18 protein-coding genes are annotated in these 22,500 nt (G+C 56.0%); 6 read left to right on the top strand and 12 right to left on the bottom strand.

Features of this window, described 5'->3' with window-relative positions; all coding sequences use genetic code 11:
• Window positions 1-10 precede the first annotated feature (10 nt).
• Window positions 11-991: a C45 family peptidase gene (locus MUY35_RS09410; RefSeq protein ID WP_248366694.1), complete on the top strand. Its 981-nt coding sequence runs from the start codon at window positions 11-13 to the stop codon at window positions 989-991.
• Between the two features lie 144 nt (window positions 992-1,135).
• Here MUY35_RS09410 and MUY35_RS09405 read toward each other — a convergent pair whose 3' ends face one another.
• The 8 genes from MUY35_RS09405 to MUY35_RS09370 form a co-directional block, all read right to left on the bottom strand.
• A complete protein-coding gene (locus tag MUY35_RS09405; RefSeq protein WP_248366658.1) occupies window positions 1,136-2,632 on the bottom strand; it encodes a mannitol dehydrogenase family protein in 1,497 nt (498 codons plus the stop codon).
• Window positions 2,632-3,405 carry an L-iditol 2-dehydrogenase gene (locus MUY35_RS09400; protein WP_248366655.1) on the bottom strand — a complete coding sequence of 258 codons (774 nt, stop codon included), beginning with the start codon at window positions 3,403-3,405 and terminating at the stop codon, window positions 2,632-2,634. The genes MUY35_RS09405 and MUY35_RS09400 overlap by 1 nt, the downstream gene beginning before the upstream one ends.
• Window positions 3,402-4,406 carry an ABC transporter ATP-binding protein gene (locus tag MUY35_RS09395; protein ID WP_248366651.1) on the bottom strand — a complete coding sequence of 335 codons (1,005 nt, stop codon included), beginning with the start codon at window positions 4,404-4,406 and terminating at the stop codon, window positions 3,402-3,404. The genes MUY35_RS09400 and MUY35_RS09395 overlap by 4 nt, the downstream gene beginning before the upstream one ends.
• A 9-nt stretch (window positions 4,407-4,415) precedes the next feature.
• A complete protein-coding gene (locus MUY35_RS09390; RefSeq protein WP_248366648.1) occupies window positions 4,416-5,246 on the bottom strand; it encodes a carbohydrate ABC transporter permease in 831 nt (276 codons plus the stop codon).
• Window positions 5,247-5,258: 12 nt separating this feature from the next.
• Window positions 5,259-6,137, bottom strand: a complete 879-nt coding sequence (locus MUY35_RS09385) for a sugar ABC transporter permease (protein ID WP_248366645.1) — start codon at window positions 6,135-6,137, stop codon at window positions 5,259-5,261.
• Between the two features lie 119 nt (window positions 6,138-6,256).
• Window positions 6,257-7,564, bottom strand: coding sequence for a sugar ABC transporter substrate-binding protein (locus MUY35_RS09380; RefSeq protein ID WP_248366626.1), 1,308 nt, complete (start codon window positions 7,562-7,564; stop codon window positions 6,257-6,259).
• Between the two features lie 118 nt (window positions 7,565-7,682).
• A complete protein-coding gene (locus MUY35_RS09375; RefSeq protein ID WP_248366623.1) occupies window positions 7,683-8,714 on the bottom strand; it encodes a LacI family DNA-binding transcriptional regulator in 1,032 nt (343 codons plus the stop codon).
• Between the two features lie 229 nt (window positions 8,715-8,943).
• Complete coding sequence (locus MUY35_RS09370) at window positions 8,944-9,405, bottom strand: GNAT family N-acetyltransferase (RefSeq protein WP_248366619.1); 462 nt, start codon at window positions 9,403-9,405, stop codon at window positions 8,944-8,946.
• 424 nt (window positions 9,406-9,829) lie between these two features.
• Here MUY35_RS09370 and MUY35_RS09365 point away from each other — a divergent pair, with 424 nt between their 5' ends.
• Window positions 9,830-11,011 carry a phytanoyl-CoA dioxygenase family protein gene (locus MUY35_RS09365; RefSeq protein WP_248367236.1) on the top strand — a complete coding sequence of 394 codons (1,182 nt, stop codon included), beginning with the start codon at window positions 9,830-9,832 and terminating at the stop codon, window positions 11,009-11,011.
• Window positions 11,012-11,104: 93 nt separating this feature from the next.
• Here MUY35_RS09365 and hisD read toward each other — a convergent pair whose 3' ends face one another.
• The 3 genes from hisD to MUY35_RS09350 all read right to left on the bottom strand — a co-directional run bounded on the left by hisD (window position 11,105) and on the right by MUY35_RS09350 (window position 16,030).
• Window positions 11,105-12,370: a histidinol dehydrogenase gene (gene hisD / locus MUY35_RS09360; protein ID WP_248366616.1), complete on the bottom strand. Its 1,266-nt coding sequence runs from the start codon at window positions 12,368-12,370 to the stop codon at window positions 11,105-11,107.
• 100 nt (window positions 12,371-12,470) lie between these two features.
• Window positions 12,471-14,906, bottom strand: a complete 2,436-nt coding sequence (locus MUY35_RS09355; protein ID WP_248366612.1) for an FAD-dependent oxidoreductase — start codon at window positions 14,904-14,906, stop codon at window positions 12,471-12,473.
• A gap of 149 nt (window positions 14,907-15,055) precedes the next feature.
• The gene (locus MUY35_RS09350; protein WP_248366609.1) at window positions 15,056-16,030 is read right to left on the bottom strand and encodes a LysR family transcriptional regulator; all 975 of its coding nucleotides are present in this window, start codon (window positions 16,028-16,030) and stop codon (window positions 15,056-15,058) included.
• Window positions 16,031-16,347: 317 nt separating this feature from the next.
• Here MUY35_RS09350 and MUY35_RS09345 point away from each other — a divergent pair, with 317 nt between their 5' ends.
• The 4 genes from MUY35_RS09345 to MUY35_RS09330 all read left to right on the top strand — a co-directional run bounded on the left by MUY35_RS09345 (window position 16,348) and on the right by MUY35_RS09330 (window position 20,472).
• Window positions 16,348-17,352 (top strand): ABC transporter substrate-binding protein, encoded by a 1,005-nt coding sequence (locus tag MUY35_RS09345; protein ID WP_248366605.1) that lies wholly within the window; start codon window positions 16,348-16,350, stop codon window positions 17,350-17,352.
• A 74-nt stretch (window positions 17,353-17,426) separates the two neighbouring features.
• On the top strand, window positions 17,427-18,233 hold the full coding sequence (locus tag MUY35_RS09340; protein WP_248366584.1) for an ABC transporter ATP-binding protein: 807 nt from the start codon (window positions 17,427-17,429) through the stop codon (window positions 18,231-18,233).
• A 5-nt stretch (window positions 18,234-18,238) separates the two neighbouring features.
• Window positions 18,239-19,504 carry an ABC transporter permease subunit gene (locus MUY35_RS09335; protein WP_248367233.1) on the top strand — a complete coding sequence of 422 codons (1,266 nt, stop codon included), beginning with the start codon at window positions 18,239-18,241 and terminating at the stop codon, window positions 19,502-19,504.
• A gap of 500 nt (window positions 19,505-20,004) precedes the next feature.
• Window positions 20,005-20,472, top strand: a complete 468-nt coding sequence (locus tag MUY35_RS09330) for a DUF1203 domain-containing protein (protein ID WP_248366580.1) — start codon at window positions 20,005-20,007, stop codon at window positions 20,470-20,472.
• A 451-nt stretch (window positions 20,473-20,923) separates the two neighbouring features.
• Here MUY35_RS09330 and xylB read toward each other — a convergent pair whose 3' ends face one another.
• Window positions 20,924-22,375 (bottom strand): xylulokinase, encoded by a 1,452-nt coding sequence (gene xylB, locus MUY35_RS09325; protein ID WP_248366577.1) that lies wholly within the window; start codon window positions 22,373-22,375, stop codon window positions 20,924-20,926.
• Window positions 22,376-22,500 lie beyond the last annotated feature (125 nt).

Below are 22,500 nucleotides of genomic sequence, written 5' to 3'. Positions count from 1 at the left end.
AAAGGGATCAATGCGACTGAATTGGCGCGCGATATCCGAAGCGAAACCCGGTCCCAAATGGGCCGGGTTGTTTCAGGAATATTGGCCCGCCTATCATCGTTGGTGGATGAGCGAAGGTGCTGAAGCTCGACCTGGATATTGGGACAGCTTGCAAGCCCTGAAAAAGCACATGCCCGAGATGCTACCACTTTATGAAGAGCTTTGTGAACTGGCTGGTGGTTCGGACCACGCAGCGCGGTTTCTGAGCTTTTATTGTCCGCCTGCCTACTTGTCCGGCTGTTCTCAGGCAATCTGGCCGGGGGCAGAGCCGGTTCTGGTGCGCAATTACGATTACAGCCCGCACGCCTTTGACAGCCTGATCCTGCACACCAAATGGCAGGACAGAACCGTGATGGGCACCAGTGACGGCCTGTGGGGGCTGGTTGATGGTATGAACGACGCGGGCCTTGCGATCTCGCTTACGTTTGGTGGGCGTCGGGTGGTCGGTGACGGCTTTGGCGTGCCCTTGATCTTGCGCTATGTTTTGCAAACCTGTGAGACTGCGGAAGAAGCCGGTAAAGTGCTGGCGCGCGTGCCAACGCATATGAGCTATAATGTAACGGTGGTGGACGCCAAACGCCGATATCTGACGGCGTTGATGGCGCCGGATCGACCGACGCTGATTACCCGCGCTGCCGTCGCGACCAATCATCAGGAAAAGGTGGAATGGGCAAGCCATGCGCGCCTTACAGCGACGGTGGAGCGTGAACGTTTCCTACTTCAGCGCCTCACGTTACACACTGAACCCGAAGAAAAGTTCATCGGTGCATTTCTGAAACCACCGCTTTATTCTGCGGCGTTCGACCATGGTTTCGGGACGCTTTACACAGCGGTCTACCGGCCGAGAAAACAGGAAATGGAGATATACTGGCCAAAAGCACGTTGGCCGCTGGATCTCCGAAAATTCCAAGAAGGCGAAAAACAGATTTTCACGCCAACACTGGCTGTCTGAGTATTGACCGGGTCTTTCTGGTTCGAACCTTTGCACCATTCGAGCGGATTTGACGACGGACCCAGCGTGGGGCGGGCATGTAGATTGGTCACGCGGAACCGAACCAATGGGCGTCGCATCCGCACCGACAAGCAAGCCGTTTGATCAGCCTTCCAGATAGACCTCAATGGCAGCTTCAATACCGTCAGCCCATATTATTCGTAACCACTTAGAGAACGCCGCGGCAAAGCGGGAAACTGAGGCCAGGTCGCCATAATACCGACGCTGCTCAAGCCAGATCATCGGATTCGATTTCGCGGCACTGGCCACGGTCTGAAGCTCATCCCAGAACGGGTCGTTTGGTTCAATCTGACTTCCGTCTTCTCGCGTGCCTTCGCACATGCGCGCCCATGCTGCTTCGACCAGTGCGAGCCCATCAATGGGAGTTCCTGCGGCGAGCCCTTCGCGAATGGTCGGAATCACAAATCCCAAGTGTCGCGATGACCCATCGAAGGCAACCCGGCGCGTCGTGTCCACAATTCGCGGATTTGAGAACCTGCGGTCAATCAGTTCGACATATGCCGCGGGCGTTATTCCCGGAACCGGTTTCACATGTGGGGTGATTTCATCAAGGGCAATCCGCGTAAAAAGCGCGTGGATTTTTTTGTGCGCCATGCAGTCGGCGATTGTCGCGATCGACAGAATTTCACCTGGACCGGCAACGATTTGGTGGCCGCCATTCAGGACGCGGATTTTCATCGCTTCGTAGTCATGGACGTTGTCGGTGAACGTCGCGCCCACTTTGCTCCAGTCGGGTCTGCCGGCGCAGAAATCGTCTTCTATCACCCATTGGCGATAGTTTTCGTGGGTGACGGGCGCTGCATCGTCGATGCCAAGCGACCTGACCAATTCAATCTCTTGCGGCCCCGTTGCCGGGACGATGCAATCGACCATTGAGTTGGGGAAACTACAGGTTTGATCAATCCAGTTGGCCAGATCAGGATCGGACAGGCGGGCCAGCGAAACCACGGTCTGACGCAGGATGGCGCCATTGCCTTGAAGATTGTCGCAGCTAAGCCCGGTGAAGGGCCCGACGCCCTGATCACGGCGCAATTTCAGTGCTGCAACCATCGCCCCAAACGCGGTCTTCGGGGTGTCGGGGTGTGCTGCGTCATGCTGGATGTCAGGATGCGTCGCGTCGAACGCCTTTGTGGTTTGGTCAACGTAATACCCACCCTCGGTCACGGTCAGGGCCACGATCCGGATGTCGGGCTGAGCCATACGTTCGATCAGCAACCGGTTGCCCGGCTGCACTGGCACATAGTCGATCATTGGGCCGATGACTTCGGCCGAAGTTCCAGCAGGATCCAACTCGACCAGAGTTGTCAGATAGTCCTGCTTCGCTAGTTTCAGGCGCTGATTTTCGTCATAAGGCCGCACGCCGGCCCCAATAATTGCCCAGTCAAGCGCCGCGCCTGTCTGCATCAACCGGTGCAAATACCAAGCTTGATGCGCGCGGTGGAAGTTGCCAAGCCCGATATGCACGATCCCCGGCGTCAGTTCGGCGCGGTCATAGCTGGGGCGGGACACAGACGCTGGCAAGTCCGACAGATTGTCGTTTTTCAGGGGCGCGGCGGCCGGTTTCCGGGTCTGATCGCTCATCAGCTCATCCAATTCCCACCATCGACGCCGAAGGTCTGGGCCACGATGTAGTCAGCTTCTGCACTTGCCAGAAACACGGCCATTCCCGTCAGGTCAGACGCCTTTGCCATACGGCCAATGGGAACGGCGTCTCCGACTTCCTTCTTTTTCTGGCCAAGCGGCTTGGCTTCGTACTTTGCGAAGAAGGCATCGACGCCATCCCAGTGCTCACCATCCACCACGCCCGGAGCAATGGCGTTCACGTTGATACCGTGCTGTATCAGATTAAGCCCGGCCGACTGCGTCATGCTGATTACGGCCGCTTTCGAGGCGCAATAAACAGCGACCAGCGCTTCACCCCGACGGCCTGCCTGACTGGCCATATTGATAATCTTGCCGCCTTGTCCACGGGCAATCATGTGCTTGGCGACGGCCTGCATGGTGAACAGCACGCCTGATACATTGATCGCAAAGACCGCGTCGAAATCCTTGCGGGTAATTTCGTCAATCGGGGCGGCGGTAAAGATGGCTGCGTTGTTGATCAGGATGTCGATATCGCCAAGCTGCTTAACTGCCTTGGTTATTGCAGCGTCGATGCTGTCCTGACGGGTCACGTCCATCTCAATAGCAATGGCCGAACTGGCAAGCTCTTGCGCCGCCGTCTGAGCGCGGGCGATGTCGATATCGGCAATCGCCACCTGCGCGCCTTCGGCTATGTAGGCCTTGGCGAACTCAAACCCAATTCCGCGTGCAGCGCCCGTGATCAGGGCCGTTTTTCCCTGAAGCCGTTTCATTCCAGACGCAGCCCTTGTTCGTCAAAGCGATGCAGATGGGCAGGGTCCGGGGTCAGGAACACCTTGGCACCGTAACCTACGGTCATCTCGCCGCTTGCGCGCACGGTCAACGGCTCTGGAAAGGCATCGCATTTGACGTGAAAGAACGTGTCCGAGCCCAGATGTTCTGACACACCGACCGTGCCTGCCCATTCGCCGTCGGTCTCGGAAATCGCGATGTGTTCTGGTCGCGTCCCGATGGTGCGCGCATTATGCTTTGCAGCTTCGGGCCCTTCCAGCAGGTTCATCTTGGGCGAGCCGATGAAGCCCGCGACAAAGGTGTTGCGCGGTGCGCGGTAAAGCTCTAGCGGCGAGCCGACCTGTTCGACCCTACCAGCATGAAGGACGACGATCTTGTCCGCCATGGTCATCGCCTCGACCTGGTCATGGGTGACATAGACCATCGTGGTTTGCAGTCGCTTATGCAGTTCCGAGATTTCCAGACGCATACCGACACGCAAAGCGGCATCGAGATTCGACAGCGGTTCGTCAAACAAGAAGGCTGCTGGCTCGCGCACGATGGCCCGGCCAATGGCAACACGTTGACGTTGCCCGCCCGACAGTTGACCTGGGCGTCGATCAAGATAGTCGCCCAGGTTCAGCACCGCGGCAGCCCCATCGACCCGCCTGTCAATCTCGACCTGATCCAACTTGGCCATGCGCAACGGAAACGCGATATTCTTGCGCACCGACATGTGCGGATACAAAGCATATGACTGAAACACCATCGCCAACCCGCGCTTGGCCGGTGGCACGTTGGTGGCGTCCGCCCCATCGATACGGATATGCCCACCCGAGCTATCTTCGAGCCCTGCGATCAGACGCAAAAGTGTGGATTTCCCGCAGCCAGAGGGGCCGACAAAAACGGTAAACTCGCCATCTTCAATGGTCAGGTCCAGTGGTGGAATGACCTCTACCTCACCGAAGCTTTTGGACACTTGATCGAGTACAATACGTCCCATGATCTTTCCTTATTTCACTGCGCCGAAGGTCAGACCCCGGACAAGTTGTTTCTGACTGAACCAGCCAAGGATGAGGATCGGCGCAATGGCCATGGTCGAGGCCGCGCTGAGTTTCGCGTAGAACAAGCCCTCGGGGCTGGAATAACTGGCGATGAACGCGGTCAGAGGGGCGGCATTTGCCGCCGTCAGGTTCAGCGTCCAAAACGCCTCGTTCCAGGCCAAGATGAAGTTCAACAATAGGGTGGATGCGATGCCCGGGATCGCCATGGGCGTCAGAACATACAGGATTTCATCTTTCAGGGTCGCGCCGTCCATCCGTGCGGCTTCCAGAATCTCGCCCGGAATTTCGCGGAAATAAGTGTACAGCATCCAGACAATGATCGGCAGATTGATCAGCATCAGAACGATGACCAGCCCCGCGCGGCTGTCCAGCAGCCCCATTTTGATGAACAGCAAATAGATCGGGTAAAGCACACCAACCGCCGGTAACATCTTGGTGGACAGCATCCACAACAGAATGTCTTTGGTCCGCTTGGAAGGCACAAAAGCCATGGACCAGGCGGCCGGGATCGCAATGATGGTGCCAAGGATGGTCGACCCACCGGCAATGATGATCGAATTCCACAAGAACCGCATGTAGTTCGACCGTTCTTGAACGACTGCATAGTTCTCTAAGGTCCAGTCAAAGTTCAGAAAGATCGGCGGGCTTGCGATGGCCTGTGCCTCGGTCTTGAAGCTGGTCAGGATCGTCCACAGGATCGGGAAGAAGATCAGAAATCCGACCGCCCATGCCAATGCCGTGTTCAGAACTTTGCGTTGTGATGTCGCTGCGCGTGCCATGTCGTGCCCTCCCTATGCGTCTAGGTTTTTGCCAACGATGCGCATCAGGAAGATGGCAACGATATTGGCCAGAATGATTGCATAGACACCACCCGCCGATCCCAATCCGACGTTTTGGCTTTCCAGCACACGCTGGAAGATCAGGTAAGACAGTGTCTTGGTGCCGAACGCACCGCCTGTTGTCACGAAAATCTCGGCAAACAGAGCCAGCAGGAAAATGGTCTGGATAAGGATCACGATGGTGATCGCACGCGACAGGTGCGGCAATACAATAAACCAGAACCGTTTAAGCACCGGCGCGCCGTCCATTTCAGCCGCCTCCAGTTGTTCACTGTCCAGCGATTGGATGGCCGTCAGCAGGATAAGGGTCGCGAATGGCAGCCATTGCCACGAGACAATCATGATCAGCGACGGCAGTGACGCCTGGCTGAGCCATTGGACAGGTTCGGCGCCAAACGCCCGCCAAAGATGGGCAAGGAGGCCGTTCACCGGGTCCATGAACATGTTCTTCCACACCAGCGCCGATACGGTCGGCATGACGAAGAACGGGGCAATGACAAGGATGCGGACAATGCCCTGACCCCACATGGGTTGGTCCAGAAGGATCGCGAGCAGGACGCCCAGGACGATGGTGATTGCTAGAACACCACCGACGATGATCAAGGTGGCTTGAATGCTGGGCCAGAAAGAACTGGAGCTTACAAACCGAACGTAGTTGTCAAAGCCGACCCATTCCAGCCCGTTAGCCATCGAGTCGCCACGCAGTGGCAGGTATTTCTTGAATGAAAAGAACAGCGTCATGGTCAACGGAACCAGCATCCATCCGAGTAGTAGGATCACTGCAGGTGCCATCATCAATCTGGCTGCGGATCTTGAGTGCTGGGTGGCCATGACACATCTCCTTCGTTGACGGACGATGCCGCCTGAAACGAGGTCAAATTATGGAGGTTTGATCTTGGGGTCGAGGGGCGGACCTAATCGCCGCCCCCCGTAGGCGTAGCTTTGGATGCTTAGCGGTAGCCCGCAGCCTCCATGGCGTCGTTTGTGATCGCCTGCGCTTTTTCTAGCGCTTCTTCTACGCTTTGCTGACCTGCATAAGCTGCCGAGAATTCTTGGCTGACTTCGGTTGCAATACCGGCAAATTCAGGGATCGCGACAAACTGGATGCCGACATACGGGACCGGCTTGACGGTCGGGTTGGTCGGATCAGCAGCCTGGATGGAATCCAGCGTCATCTTGGCAAACGGAACGCTCTGATAGTTCTCGTTCTCATACAGAGATGTGCGCGCACCCGGAGGCACGTTGGCCCAGCCTTCATTGCCCGCGACAAGCTCGATATACTCTTTCGATGTCGCCCACTCGATGAACTCCTTGGCGGCATCGGCTTTCTGCGTGCCAGCAGGGATTGCCAAAGCCCAGGCCCAAAGCCAGTTCGACTTCTTGTCGACACCTTCGCTGTTCGGTGCCAGTGCGAAACCGACCTTGTCGGCCACGGTTGAATCGTCCGGGTTGGTCACGAATGACGCTGCAACGGTTGCGTCGATCCACATGCCGCATTTGCCTTGCTGGAACAGCGACAGGTTTTCGTTAAAGCCGTTGGTCGCATATCCCGGAGGGCCAGATTCTTCCATCATGCCAACATAGAAGTTAAGCGCTTCGGCCCATTCTGGCTGATCGAACTGGGCGTTCCAGTCTTCGTCGAACCAACGTGCACCGAACGAGTTTCCGGTCACTGTGATGAAAGCACCGCCTTCGCCCCAGCCGGCCTTGCCACGCAGACAGATGCCGTTGATTTCGTTGTCACGGTCGGTCATGGCGGCGGCGGCTTCGCGGATGAACTGCCAGGTCGGCGCATCGGGCATTTCCAGCCCGGCCGCTTCCATCAGGTCGGTGCGATACATGATCATGGAGCTTTCGCCGTAGAAAGGCGCGGCAAAAAGTGTTCCTTCGTGGCTCAGACCTGCGCGCATCGCGGGAAGGATGTCGTCCACATCGTATTCGGCAGACAGATCATCAAGCGGGACCAGCCAGCCATTTGCCCCCCAGATCGGTGTTTCATACATTCCAATCGTCATGATATCGAACGCACCGCCCTTGGTGGTGATGTCTGTAGTCACGCGTTGGCGCAGGACGTTTTCTTCCAGCGTTACCCATTCGACTTCGTGCCCGGTTTTGGCGGTAAAGTCTTCGGTATAGCCTTGCATTCGGATCATATCGCCGTTGTTCACAGTGGCGATAGTGAGTGTTTCGGCATACGCAGCGCAAGTCGTTATGACCGACATCGCTGTTGCTGCACGAAGTACATTTGCGAGTTTCATTCTTATCCTCCCACGGAATGAAAGTTACCCTATGACCATACGGGGAAGACTTCCGCGTCGTCAATCTTAAACTTAACGCGCGTAAAAATAGTAAATAGCACCGGGCAAAAACAATAACTTAAGCAGAAGCGCGCATTATCAGTTCGCCGTCAAACAGGGTCGATTTGCGTTCTGGCGCTCGATCGCCCGATTCGATTAGGGCCAGTATTGTTTCGACGCTCTTGGTGGCGATGGCGGTATAGTTGTGTGAAACGGTCGTCAGTGTTGGACAGGTAAACCGCGAAAACGGATGGTTATCGTGACCGGCAACGCGCAACGAGCAATCGGCGCTCAAGCCAACACGCAGCCCCAACTCGTAAGCGGCTGCCAAAAAGCCGATGGCAAGCCTGTCGTTACTGCAAAACACTGTGTGCGACGGCAAATTCCCCTCTGACAAGGTCCGCTTGCCTTCTCGATAGCCGATCTCCTCGAACTCCCAACCCTCGCCTTCCGCTTGGATGATGTGTGGGCTATGCCCCATACGCTCCATCGTCTCGACATAGGCTGTCCGTCGCTTTCTGGCATTCGGGTTCGGAGGCGTCTTCATTTCAAAGAACGCGGGCGGTTCACCCGTTCTTGTCAAATACTCCAACATCATTTCTGTTGCTTGGGCGTTGTTGTGCCCAACAAATGCTTCGCCAGCACTTTCAAGATTGGTGTCGAAATTTACGGTCGGCACGTCTTCGCAGAACCGTTCAATTGCCTTCTTGTCCGACGTGCGGCCCAGCGGGGCCAACAACACGCCGGCCGGTTTAATCGACAACAGGGATTCCAGATTTTCGACTTCCAGATGTGGATCACCGTGCGAGCTCAGCAATATCGGGCGAAACCCGGCGGCGATAACCATTGTTTCAATGCGCCGCGCAATCTCAGCGAAAAAAGGGTCCGCAAGATAGGGGACCACAACGCCCAAATTCTTGGTCAGCTTCCGATTTTGGTTCATCGCAAAGATGTTGGGACGGTAATTATGCTTCTTCAGCGACTTTTCGATCTTTTCACGGGTCGATGGGCGCACGCTGTCCGGGTCATTGAAATACTTCGATACAGTCGGCCGAGAGATGCCGCTGATCGCCGCAAACTCTTCCATGTTTCGGATCTTCCGGTTGCTCATTCTGGCACCTCAAAATTTTACTGGAGTTTACATTTTCTTATCGCGCGCGAAAAATCAAACATCTATTTGAGCAAGCAACACCCAGCAGGATACATGCAGAACTTAATATCGCACTGGATACACGTCGCCCGACACCCACTTCGCGCCATCGTCCCGCAGTTCGGGCTCTGCTTGGCGATACCAGGTGAACCGCACAGCGCCGCTTACTTTCCAAGAAAAGCCAGTGGCCTTAGCGCAGATGGAGCGCCTTGCAGATTGCGCCGTCCGTTTGCCGGTAGTCGGAAAAGCCCATAGCTTCGTAGTAAGCTTGGCCCTCGGTGTTGGTCGCACCAATGAATGCCTCAATCGCGGGGACACCGGATTTTTGTGCAGCTCGCAATGTGTAAGCGAATAGCGCTTTGTCGATCCCACGCCGCGCAGCGTTCGGGCTGATATGGGTTCCGATCAACGCCCATCCTGCTGGCGCGCCATATTCATTTCCGATCTTCGCCAGTTTTAAAGATTGAAACCCCAAAATACGTCCTTCTTCATCGTCGGCGACAAGGCACTCAATCCTATTGGGGCGAGCAATGTAGTTGTTCAATGCAAATTCGGGGTCATCTCTATTGCTCCGCTTGCCAGCCCTAACAAGATCATTGAGAACATCGGCAATACCAACGGCGTCATCTGTTTGAGCAGGGCGAACAATCATTGGCTAAACACTTTCGCGGGTTCCATTTGACAGAACATTGCGATGACTTTCGAGGCGTTTTCAAGGTCGGCGACGTCCGCCCTTTTCCATTGAATGCGCGGTTTCAGCCGGACCGAATTTGCAGCGCGACATTCTTCGGGGTCAGCACCTGAACGGTCGATATCAGCATGTCCATGGGTTTGGTTAGGAACTGACGGTACGTAAGGAATGCGATGAACGCGCTATTTATGTCTGATTGCAAATCGAGATGCAGGATGAAATCCAGCCTCTGATCCAAAATCGGACTTCGATTATCTTGATCTTGATCGTGGGCCACAAACACATCAGGCATAAGCCCGTAATGCTCAAGCGTCATTTGGAGTGTTTTAATGATCACTGCAATCGCAACCGCGTTATCGTGGTTGCGAAACAGGGAGGATTCGCCATGAACAATGTCACCGGGAGTACCGTCGCCTATTACGATCCCGACGCGTGTGATCTTGAGGAGTTCTCCTCACTCATTGGTCAAACCACACGCGCCGAGGACGTGCCGCATGCCTCAGCAATCGAAAAGCAAATTCCCATCTATGATATGGCGGACCTGCGTCCAGCTCTTGAAGATGACCGGGCGCGCAAGCAGATTATGGCGGAATGGGCGACAGTTCTGCGCATTGGTGCCGGGGTCATCGCCCTCAGGCGGGCTTATGCCGACACCTCAGTGCTGGATGACGCGACCCGGATCTATGAACGCATCATCAGCGAAGAAAAGCAGGGAGCTGCCGGCGGAGGCGATCATTTTGCGGCTTCGGGTGTTAATGACCGAATCTGGAATTCACTTCAGAAACTCTGCGAAGTCTCGCCCGAGGTGTTCTTGAATTATTTTGCCAATACCGCCATCGCCGCCGTCTGCGAGGCGTGGCTTGGACCGAACTATCAGATGACGGCGCAGGTGAACCTTGTGCATCCGGGTGGAGCAGCGCAACAGGCTCACCGCGACTATCATCTGGGTTTTCAAACCGCTGATGTCAGTGCGTCCTACCCGGCACATGTCCACGATGTTTCGCCAATTCTGACGCTTCAAGGTGCCGTCGCGCATTGCGACATGCCCTTGGAAAGCGGTCCAACGAAACTGCTGCCCTTCTCGCAGGCCTATCGTCCGGGTTATGCGGCTTGGCGTAGGGACGATTTCCGGGCTCTGTTTGAACAGCGCCACGTTCAGTTGCCGCTTGCCAAAGGAGATGCAATCTTTTTCAACCCCGCCCTGTTTCATGCGGCCGGCGCGAATACGAGCCACGACATTCACCGGCTTGCCAACCTGTTGCAGATCTCGTCAGCCTTCGGCCGCGCCATGGAAACGATTGATCGGGACAAGATGTGCAAGCTGCTGTTCCCGCACGCTGTTCAAGCCAGGGCCGAGAACAGGTTGAGTCCGGCTGAACTATCCGCTGCCGTAGCTGCAACCGCCGAGGGATACGCATTCCCCACAAACCTTGATCTGGATCCACCGATGAATGGGCTGGCGCCAGAATCTCAAGCAGCGTTCTTCCAGCGCGCCCTGTCAGAAGGCATCAGTGAAGACGAGTTCGGAAAGCGACTGGACCATATGAATAACGTAAGAATGGCGTAGCGTTCTGGATCATCTTTGACAGTCTACCGCAGTGCCATAGATCCCCAGATGGCATGCCAATAGAACGCCGCCTGAGCGCAAGGGGAATGCCCTTTATCTTCGACGCAATTCAGCGGCGCGGGCGTGGCCTTCCATCCCCTCTACCCGGCTGATGCGCGCGGTTCGTAGCGCGAGTTCGTGGGACGCCTCTTCATTGCAGCGTTGCCATGTAACGGTCTTGGTAAACTTATGCACCGACAAGCCACCGGTATAGCGGGCCGCGCCACTGGTTGGCAGAACGTGGTTTGGCCCTGCGGTCTTGTCGCCAAATGACACTGTTGTTTCTTTGCCCAGGAACAATGATCCATAAGCTGACAGTCGGCTTAGCCACCAGTCAAGATCGTCAGCCTGCACCTGAAGATGCTCGGGTGCATACTGGTCGGCCACGTTCGCAGCTTCTTCACGGCTGTCACACAGGACCACCTCGGCGCGGTCGTCCCAAGCGATACGCGCAGCCGAGGCATTAGGCTCTGGCAGGCAGTCGATCAACTCGGGTACACGGGCCATGACGCCTTCGGCGAGTGTCCTGTCTGTGCTAACCAGCCAGACGGGGCTGTCCGCGCCATGTTCGGCCTGGCTCACCAAATCCCATGCCACAGTTTCGACCGAGGCAGTCTGATCCGCGATGATCAGAGAGTCGGTGGGGCCCGCAAACATGTCGATACCGACATTGCCAAATAGCATCCGTTTGGCTTCGGCCACATAGGAATTGCCCGGCCCGACCAGAATGTCAGCAGGCTTTGCACCGAACAGCCCTTGCGCCATGGCAGCGACGCCCTGCACGCCGCCAAGGTTCAAAATCAGATCCGCGCCACCAAGGTCCATCGCATAGATAATCGCATCGGGAATGCCCGTTTGGGGACGCGGTGGTGATACGGCCGTGATGTGTGCCACGCCCGCGACTTTGGCGGTGGTGATGGTCATCAGCGCGCTGGCGACATGGCTGTAACGCCCGCCAGGAACATAGCAGCCCGCACTTGACACCGGGATTTGCCGCTGTCCTGCGATCAGCCCCGGTATGACCTCGATTTCGCATTCGCCCATTGTGGCTTTTTGAGCTTCGGCGAAACGTTTTATGTTGGCGTGGGCAAACTGAATATCACTTTTGAGGCTTTCGGGAACACGGTCGCAGGCCGCCTTGCGCGCGGCATCTGACAGGACGATGTCCCCGGACCACTGATCGAGCGTTTGACCGTATCGGCGCACAGCATCTTCACCTTCGCGCTCAATGTTGATCAACATGATCGCGACAGTGTCGCGGATATCGTTGCTCTCTGCATGAGGGCGGGGTTCTGCTTTTTTCAGAAAGGCTGTCGCCATAGTATCTACTCAATTCTTCAGGGTATGGTCATGGTTAGTCTCGGTCAGGCAAGCCGACCACCACGACAATACGGCGCCGTAGATATTATAGACCACACGCTTAACCACAGATCCGCGAATGGTCTGGATCATAGGGTGATGGGGCAATCACCTCAGCGTTTACTAAATCGCCGCACAGGTCCAGATGCATGGTTCTGCCAACACATGCCAATTCGGGGTCAACATAACCAAAAGCCAGATTAATTCCGACCCGATGGCCCCATTCGCCCGATGTTACCGTGCCTGCCACCCGGTCGCCATGCATCAGCGATGCCCCGCCATGAGCCGGCGCATGCGTCGCGTCGATTTTTAGCGTCACAAGCCTTTTTGACGGTCCCGCAGCCTGACGTTTCCGCAGTGGTTGCCGGCCCACAAACTCGGCCTTGTCCAGCTTCACGAACCGATCAAGCCCGGTTTCAAATGGGTCGAATTCGGTAAGAAGGTCCGCTTTCCAGTGCAGGAACCCTTTTTCCATTCGCATGGAATCTGCGGCACGCGCGCCGAACAGTTTCAGCCCATGCGTCTTTCCGGCCTTTCGCAGCGCCAGATAGGCGGCATAGAGTGACGCATTCGGCACGTGGATTTCATAGGCGAGTTCCCCCGAGAAGCTGACGCCCAACACAGTGGCGGGGGCAAACCCGATGAAACACTCGCGCACGCTTAGCCACGGAAAGGCGTCCTTCGACCAGTCGCCTCGGGCGCAAGCCGACAGCACGTCGCGTGCCTTTGGCCCGGCCAATACCAGAATGGTCTGGTCGTTGGTCAGGCTACGGATTTGAACGTTTTCATTGTCTCGCAGATGCCCCGTCAGCCAATCCATGTCGTGAAATTCGCTTGCTGCGGCCGAGCCATACCATACCCGGTCACCCCCTCGGTCACTGGCTGGCAAGTTGGCCACCGTCGCTTCGCCTTTGACCATGCCTTGATGGTTCAGCAGATACCCAAGCCCGACGCGTCCCGGTCGTTTGGTGACATTGCCGCAGAACATGCGGTCAAGGAACACATGGCGATCCACGCCGGAAATTTCGAAGCGGTTGAACCCGTTGACTTCACAAAGGCCGACATTCTCTTGGACGTTCTTCACTTCGGCGGCGATGACGTCGAATGTCTCGTCAAAATGGAAGGACAGCCTGGGGCGAAAATCATCCGTTGGCTTGATGTAGTCCACCCTTTCCCAGCCATTGACGACCGTGAATTCGGTCCCCTCGGCCGCAAGTATAGGTGTCAGCGGCGTCGTCTTGGCCGGGCGTCCGGCGGGGCGGTGTTCGTGTGGGAAGTGAAAACGAAACTCGTTCTGATAATCCTCGATTGACTTCAGAGCCGTCAGTTCGACATTGGCATGCCCGGTAAAGCGGCGGGGATCAATGCACCACGTGTCATAGCATGCCTCGCCATGCACGATCTGCTGGGCCAACAGCCAGCCAAGGCCGCCGCCTTCGCCAAGCCCGGCCCGCAGCCCGATGATACAGAATGCGTTTCGCTTGCCGGGGATTGGCCCGACCAAAGGCGCGCCGTCGATCGTGTATGTGATCGGACCATTGACGACCGTGTGGATGCCGACCTCTGTCAGTGCCGGCATGCGTTCGAACGCGCCTTCAAGCACATCGGTCACCCGATCCAAATCGTCAGGGCACAGCGCGTTGACGAAGTTCGGATCAATCCCGTCCATGCCCCATGTTTTGCAGTCTTGTTCATAGAACCCGACCAGCAGACCGTTTTTTTCCTGCCGACAATAATAGTCCGAGATAGGGCAACGCAGAAGTGGCATCCGGTGGCCAGCCTCTTTGATTGCAGGCATTTCTTCGGTCAAGAAATACTGATGCTCCATCGACGCGACGGGGTGATGAACCCCCATCATCGCACCGACTTCATTCACACGGTAGCCACCAGCGTTTACCACGATGTCACAGTCGATATCGCCGTGTTCGGTGTGCACAGTCCACGTGTCGTCCTTATGCTGCGTCAATCCGGTGACTGGTGTGTTGCGATAAACCTCAGCGCCTGCGTTGCGGGCGCGCCGCGCCAGTGCCTGACACAGTTGCGCGGGGTCGATATCGCCATCGCGCGGATCCCACAGCCCACCGATCAGGTTGTCCGTGGACATCAGAGGGTGGCGACGGGCACATTCTTTGGCGTCAATCACTTCGAAATCGACGTCCATCCCGCGTGCCATCGACGCAAAATGGCGATAGCCCTGCATCTGTTCTTCGGTGTTGGCCAGCCGGATGCCCCCATCACCATAATGGTAATTGATCGGGTAATCCGGATCGCTGGCCAGTTCTTTGTAAAGGTTGATCGAATGGGACTTCAGGCCGACCATGGTCTGGTTCATGCCAAAATTCGTGACCTGTGCTGCCGAATGCCAAGTTGTTCCGCTGGTCAGCTCGTTGCGTTCCACCAGCACGACATCGCTCCACCCTTCCTGCGTGAGGTGATAAAGCGTTGAACAGCCAGCTATTCCGCCGCCTATCACAACAACTTTGGTGCGGGATTTCATTGAGGGGGCTCCAACATGCGTTTCCAACGATAGGGTCGTGGCTTGTCGCAGTTCGCAATCTTGGCAGCGCCTTTCAGATAAAATCAAAAGTTATATGAAAGAAAATCACACTACTGAAAGGGATCGCGACGCGACCGGCCATGGCGCTTTCAGGTGATGAGGTTGAAGCTGTCTGCAAGCCAAGGAACGCTTTGATGAAGTGGGCCAATCGCATGTGTGTTCACAAGAGTGCGCACATTGTTGTCGACAAGATCGCACATCGACCGTGAACAGTCCGGTGTCAGCACGATTGCCAAAGTTCGTGCAAACCCCTTGCCGGGAAAGCGGTGCAATCGCAGCTTTGGCTGGAACCGTTTGGCCCGTGAAAACAGAAGCGGGGTGGAAATAGTCCAGCCAGCACCGGCAGCCACCATCGCCATCAGCGTCTGATTGTTGTCACACTCAAACCTGTTCGCCGATGACAAGCCATGCCTGCGAAGATGTGCTTCAATCTGGCCCGCGATGACCAGATCGCCGGAAAACCGCAGGAACGGAAGTTTTGTGCGCCCCTCGACGACATCCGCAAGCGATTGCTCGGCGTCTATCGGAAGAACCATCACAAAAGGATCATTCAGAAGCGGAAGGACTTGCAGGTCGCGAAACCGCTCTGTCGGAATGCTGGCAATGCCGAGGTCCAGCTGACGGTTGCGCAGCATCTCGATGATCGAATGGCTGGAACCGGTATGATACAGGAAGTCGCAGTGCGGCATGTTTGTCGACAGGTACACAGCAAGGTCAGGAATGATGTCGCTGTCGAAATCCTCGATCGCGCCCAGTCGCAAATATCTCGCCTCGGAAATGCTTCCGGCCGAAGCTTCCGCCTCGGCTTTGCGAATGGAGTAAAGAGCGTCATCAATGTTGCGCAGAAATACGTGCCCTTTTTGGGTAAGAACCATCGGTCTGCGCGCGTGGTTGAGCAGCTCGACGCCCAGATGGTCTTCGAGGTTGCGCAGATGGTGCGAGACGGTGCTGACCGTAAGTCCGGTTTCTTTGGCTGCCGCCTGCAAAGAGCCCTTTTGGGCGCAAATCTGGAACAACTCCAGCCATTTCAAGCTCAGATTTTTGCGAATGGGTTTTCGTGGCATGGTCACAGTCCTGACGTCTACCAGCGGCGCGGCTGATTCTCAAATTTAATGAGAATAATAGTCTCAATAATTCGAAACTGGAAGAAATGCGTCTCTGGAACCGGCAAATTGTGAAAGCGTTCCAACCCGAAGCATACGAGCATGAAAGGGCGCAGCGACAATCAACAGGTGGACACACATCCAAAGACGTTTGATTGCCGCGTGATAAGAGACCTCATGTTCGCAAGACCAGAATGTGGTTGATGCTGGATCAAAAAAAGACTGCGACCTAAACGCCAACAAGGTGGAAAGGTCAACATATCCACAGGGAGTTAGATATGAAATCGAAGACGATAAACACCGTAATTGCTGCGCTGTCAGCTGGTGCCGCGATGCTTGGCGCCACGCAGGCCGCGGCCGAAGAAATCACCGTCGCGTATTTCCTCGAATGGCCAATGCCATTTGAATACGCCAAGCAGATGGGTACTTACGAAGAAACCCTCGGCGTCGACATCAACTGGGTCAGCTTCGAAAGTGGCGTCAAAATGTCTGCCGCAATGGCGTCGGGCGATGTGCATCTGTCAGTCAGCCAGGGTATGCCGCCCTTCGTCGTCGCCACCTCGGCTGGGCAGGATCTTCAGATTCTCGACGTTGCGGTCAGCTATGCAGACAATGATAACTGCGTCGTGCGGTCCGAGCTTGAGATCGACGCCTCAAACGCCGCAGAACTGGCCGGAAAACGAGTGGCGGTACCCCTCGGGACAGCTGCGCATTACGGGTTTCTGAAGCAGATGAGCCATTTTGGTGTTGATGTCGCCAGCATGGACGTCGTCGATATGGATCCACCGGATGGTGCGGCTGCTATCGCCCAAGGCGCGATTGATATGTTCTGTGGCTGGGGCGGTTCGCTGCGCCGTGCGCTTGAACATGGCAACGTGCTTCTATCCGGTGATGAAAAGACCGCGCTTGGCATTCTTGTTTTTGATGTCACATCTGGCCCGGCAGGCTGGGTCGCCGAGAATGGCGATATGGTCGCAAAGTTTCTGAAAGTGACAGCAGACGCGAACGCCATGTGGGCGGACGAGGCGAACCATGCAGAGATGCTGCCTCTTATCGCTAAGGACGCGGGGATGGATGAAGCAGCCACGATGGAAACGATCTCGACCTTCAGCTTTCCGAGCATCGAAGAACAGTTGGGCGAAGGTTGGCTTGGTGGGACGGCCCAGAGCTACATGAAGGAAGTCGCAGACGTCTTCGTGGAAGCGGGGTCAATCGACAGCGCGCTTGAGACTTACGAAAATGCCGTAAACACCGGTCCGCTGACCGGCGCTGGCAGCATGTAAGCAGAAAACGCGATGACGCGAGAGCAGAATCTCTCGCGTCATCGCATTGTTCACAAGAGTTCTTGAGGGGTCCGATGGCCACACTTTCGATCGAAAACATCTCTATGCGTTTCGACCTTCCAAACGGCACCCATGTCCAGGCGCTTAAGGATGTTTCGCTTGAGTTGCAGACAGGCGAATTGCTGAGCGTTCTTGGGCCATCCGGTTGCGGCAAGACCACATTGCTGAACATTGTCGCGGGATTTCTTGCGCCGACGGAAGGGCGCATCGAACTGAATGGACACGTCGTCACTGGCCCGAATGCCGAACGCGGGATGGTGTTTCAACAAGGTGCCCTGTTCGAATGGATGGACGTTCGCGGCAACGTAAGTTTCGGCCCGCGAATGAAAGGCCAAACCGAACCCGAGTGGGCCGGACATGTCGACCACCTGCTTGACGTCACCGGTTTGGGGGACTTCAAAGACAAGGCGATCTATGAGCTTTCCGGCGGAATGCAGCAGCGCGTGGCGCTTGCCCGCTGTCTTGCCAACGACCCCGATGTGATCTTGATGGACGAACCGCTTGGTGCGCTTGACGCGCTTACGCGAGAAAAGATGCAAGGGCTTGTTCTTAAACTTTGGAAAGAAACCGGCAAAACCATCATCCTCATCACCCATTCGGTGGAAGAAGCAGTGTTGTTGGGCGAACGCCTTCTGGTCATGGCCCCACGCCCGGGCCGCATCCACAAGGAATATAATCTGCCCTTTGCAGATATGGGTGTAGATGCAGATTTACGCGAAGTTAAACATGCAGAAGGCTATGCTGACACCCGCGAAGAAATCCTCGAAATGATCTGGGACATGGAAGAAGAAATCATGGGCCGCACGGAGGACACGCAATGATTGGTTTGCTTATCCTTGGAGTCTATGTGGCGATCTTCACGGTGTCTTTTTTGGTGGTCAGGTTCTTCCTGCGACGCTCGGTTCAAGATTATACATCGTTGAAAACCGTGACGTTCGGCGACGAAAGCGCTGTGACCTCGAACCGGATCGCGTCGATTGTGTCGGTGGCGACGATATTCCTGATCTGGGGGTCGTTTACGGGTTCTGATTGGGTTCCCGGTTTCCTGCATGCGCCGGGGCCGTTTGTGGGCGATACCTCCTTCACCTACACGCTGGAAACCGAAGACGGCGCACGCGACGATGCCACCGTGTCGGTCCGCGTTTTCGATTTTGGCGAAACGGCTGAGAAATTCACGGTTGAAGAGGGCGAAGGCATCGCCAAAAACGACGCGGTGGCGATGAGCGCCTCGCGATCGACCACGATCTTGTTTGACAGAAACGACGAGGTCAAACGCAGTGAAGGCGCGCGTGTGGTGGCCATTGATGGAGTCGAGATCGGTGACAGCGGCTCGATCAAAACAGCGGCGGGCCGTTTTGCCCTGACCGACAAGGGCGCAATCAGCTTTGCGCCGCCCAGAGGCCTGCAAATGGAGCCGATCTGGCTGCCGCCGCCCGAGGCTGTGGTGGGCCGCGCGATCGAAATCTCAAATGAGGGCTATCGCGACAGCACATTGTGGAAGCACCTTGGCTATTCGCTATTTCGGGTGATCGCTGGTTTCTTCTTTGGTGCGCTCTTGGGCATCCCGCTGGGATACGCGATGGGATTGTCCAATTGGTTCCGCGGCTGGTTCGAACCGATCGTAGAATTCATGCGTCCGGTTCCTCCACTCGCCCTGATCCCACTGGTTATCATTTGGTTCGGTATCGGTGAGTCCGGAAAGATTATCCTGTTGTTCCTGGCCTCGCTCTGGATCATGGCGATTTCAGCTCGTGCAGGAGTGTCAGGGGTGAATATCTCAAAGGTTCACGCGGCCTATTCGCTTGGTGCAAGCAAGTTTCAGATCATGCGCTACGTGATCATGCCCAATTCACTGCCCGAGATTTTCACAGGCGCGCGCGTGGCAATGGGTGTGTGTTGGGGCACCGTCGTGGCCGCCGAGCTTGTCGCTGCATCGGAAGGTGCGGGTATGATGATCATGGTCGCCTCAAAATTCCAACTGACCGATATCGTGTTAATGGGGATCATCCTTATCGGTGTCATTGGCTTTGCCATCGACATCCTAATGAGCAAGGCCGAAAACCTTCTGGTGCCTTGGAAGGGCCGAAGCTGACGAAAACGAGCATTCCATCGAACGAAATCGGGCAAATAACTTTGGTTGCCGAGACCCTCGAATTGCCACCAGCAGTAAGCTATATACCGACCCGCCCATGGCGACTGGTTGAAGGATCCGTCCGCCAGACCCTCAACGCTGTTCGGTTCAAACGGCCTGTGTGGATGACTTCTACATCGCAAGACATTCTTGAAGCTGATTTTGGCACTGGCCCAATGCAGATGCGTGTCTGACCTGTTTGCGGGGCCCACGTGGCTGCTGGCCCTCTTCGATCTTTGACAGCGTAAGCCTTTGCAATAAAGGGTCTTGCCAGACTTTGAGAAGAGCACCCGCCCGATAACCACCATACCCCGTGCCGCTGGGCGACGCGCCGGGCACCTATGTATCCCAACGCCGACCCTCGAGAGTTCCATGGGTCGGCTTCTTTTTGCGCAGGGTTCGGGTCGGAACGTTTTGCAAACAGTCATATTATACTTGCGACCTTAACATTGGAGTTCCCGATGACCTTTCAAATTCATCCACTTCCCAAAGCGTATTTCGAAGACCTGTTCTCACTGTCAGACGCCGACCTCAAAACAAGGAATATCTTGAAAGTAACGGCGGATTCTCAGCCGGGTTTCCCCTGTCGCGTAAGTCTGCAAGACGCAAAGATCGGTGAGGAATTATTTTTGCTGAGTTATCAACATCTCGGTGGCAGCACACCCTTTGCTGCCACGCACGCGATTTATGTCAGAAAGGATGCAACACAAGCCCATGTCGACATTGACGAAGTTCCCGCAGTTCTTGCGCGGCGTGTCCTTTCCGTTCGTGGGTTCAACAAGCAAAAAATGATGGTTGATGCGGACGTTGTGAATGGCGACGACCTTGCCCAGAGCTTGAACAAGTTATTCGAAAATACCGAGATAGAGTTCGTCCATATTCACAATGCAAAACAGGGTTGTTTTGCGGCGATGGCTACCCGCAATTAAGGAATTGTCTTCAGCTTGACGATTTCTATGACGGGCTTGTCTTCTGACCGGGCTGGCAGGCCGTAACTTAGCGCGGTTTCTGGCTAGCGCACCCGTCCGGAACCCCATGTATGGCGTGCATAACGGTTATGATTTGAAGTTTGCGTTGCACCGCCTCATGTATCGGGATCGGCGATGTTGCCGTGCAAAATGAGAGTAAAGACCATGAGTTCGCGCATATCCCTGGTATCCCCGGCACAGATTGATGCCGACAGATACATCATTAAGGCCCGTCAGATGCGCAGCGAGTATATCGCGCAAGCTTTCAAAACCGGCCTGTCCTTTCTGCGTAACTTGGTTTCGCGAAAGAGCATTCCCAAAACAGCCCCCGCGTAAGCTCGGCGCTTAGAAAACCGCAGGCACGCCCTCGTCGCGTTGAGACGGTCTGTACGCACGCGCGTTGGGCTCCTGTTTACTGAATGGCTTTGATCCCCGGATAGGCCGCGCGGAACGCGTGATACGCCCCTTCAAATGCGGCGCTTTGTTCTTTGTCGGGGCGCACTTCATCATGAATGTCTGGCGGCGAGATAACGCTTTCCGACGCGGCACCAGTGGATGCAATCATACCCAACCGCGCCGATCCAAGTGCGGCGCCGAACTCTCCCGAGCCCGGTAATTCAAGCGGCACACCAAGAGTTGTCGAAATCAACTGCAACCAATATCGTGAAGCACTTCCGCCGCCGATCGCTATGATCTTTTCCATCTTCGCGCCTGTCGCCGCGAGCGCGTCGAAGCTATCACGCAAGCCAAATGCCACGCCTTCAAGAACGGCACGGGTCAGATCTTCTTGTGTGGTGCCGGTAGACAGCCCGGTAAAACCGCCGCGGATTTCGGCGTCATTATGCGGCGTCCTTTCGCCCGAAAGATAAGGTAGAAAGCGCACCTTCCCCGGAGCATGAACACTGTCCCCAAGCGCCGCCGTTAGTTCGGACGGGGTCTTGCCGATAATACGGGCGAGCCAGTTGAGGCTGTCCGTCGCCGAAAGCATCACACCCATCTGATACCAGCGGTCGGGGATGGCATGACAGAAAGTGTGCACTGCCGTCTCGGGTGCGGGCCGATATCCATCGCGTGCAGCCAGCAGCACACCAGAGGTGCCAAGCGACACGAAACCCTGCCCTTCATCCAGCGCGCCAATGCCGCAGGCCGCTGCCGCGTTGTCACCAGCGCCGCCCGCGACTGTGACGGCATTGCTCAGCCCCCATTGCTGTGCCAGTTCATTGCGCAGTGTGCCCGCCGCGTCCGACCCTTCCACAAGGCGGGGCATCTGGTCGCGCCGCATGTGGCTTGCCTCTAACAGTCGGTCCGACCAAGCCCGCTTTCCGACATCCAACCAGGATGTGCCGGCACTATCGGACATGTCGGCAACGTAATCGCCGGTCAGATAGTAATTCAGATAAGCTGCGGGCAGCAGAACCTTGGCGATTTTCCTAAAGATGTCGGGTTCGTTGTTGCGCACCCATTGCAGTTTCGGGGCGGTAAAACCCGGAAAGACGATATTGCCCGAAAGCGCACGCACACCGTCCGCTTGATCCAGTTCTGTTGCCTCGGCATGAGAGCGTGTGTCATTCCACAGAATACACGGCCGCAATACCTCTCCGGCCTCGCCCAAGAGCGTGGCACCGTGCATATGGCCCGCAACTCCAATCCCGCGCAGGTCAGCAAACGAAGGGTAGGTTTCGCGCATTTCATCGACGGCAGCACCCAAAGCAGCAATCCAGTTCGCCGGATCCTGTTCGGACCAACCCGGGTGCGGGTGCTCAACACCATAGTGACGTTCCGTTGCGCCGATCGGCGCGCCGTCTGCATCCACGAGCAATGCCCGCAAACCAGAGGTTCCAAGGTCAATACCGAGAAACGTCATTCAAACACCTTTCAAGTGTTGTTGGGTCACTATTTCTAAGCCGTTTTCGTCAATATCACCAAACCGCATTTCAAGAGAACGGTTCACAGATCGAACCGAGCGAGGCCACGGAAGCTTTGATATTC

Origin of the sequence: Aliiroseovarius sp. S1339, assembly GCF_023195695.1 — a bacterium.
Classification (GTDB): domain Bacteria; phylum Pseudomonadota; class Alphaproteobacteria; order Rhodobacterales; family Rhodobacteraceae; genus Aliiroseovarius.
The sequence above is the reverse complement of the archived record's forward strand: the minus strand, read 5'-3'. Positions and strand labels throughout refer to the sequence as shown.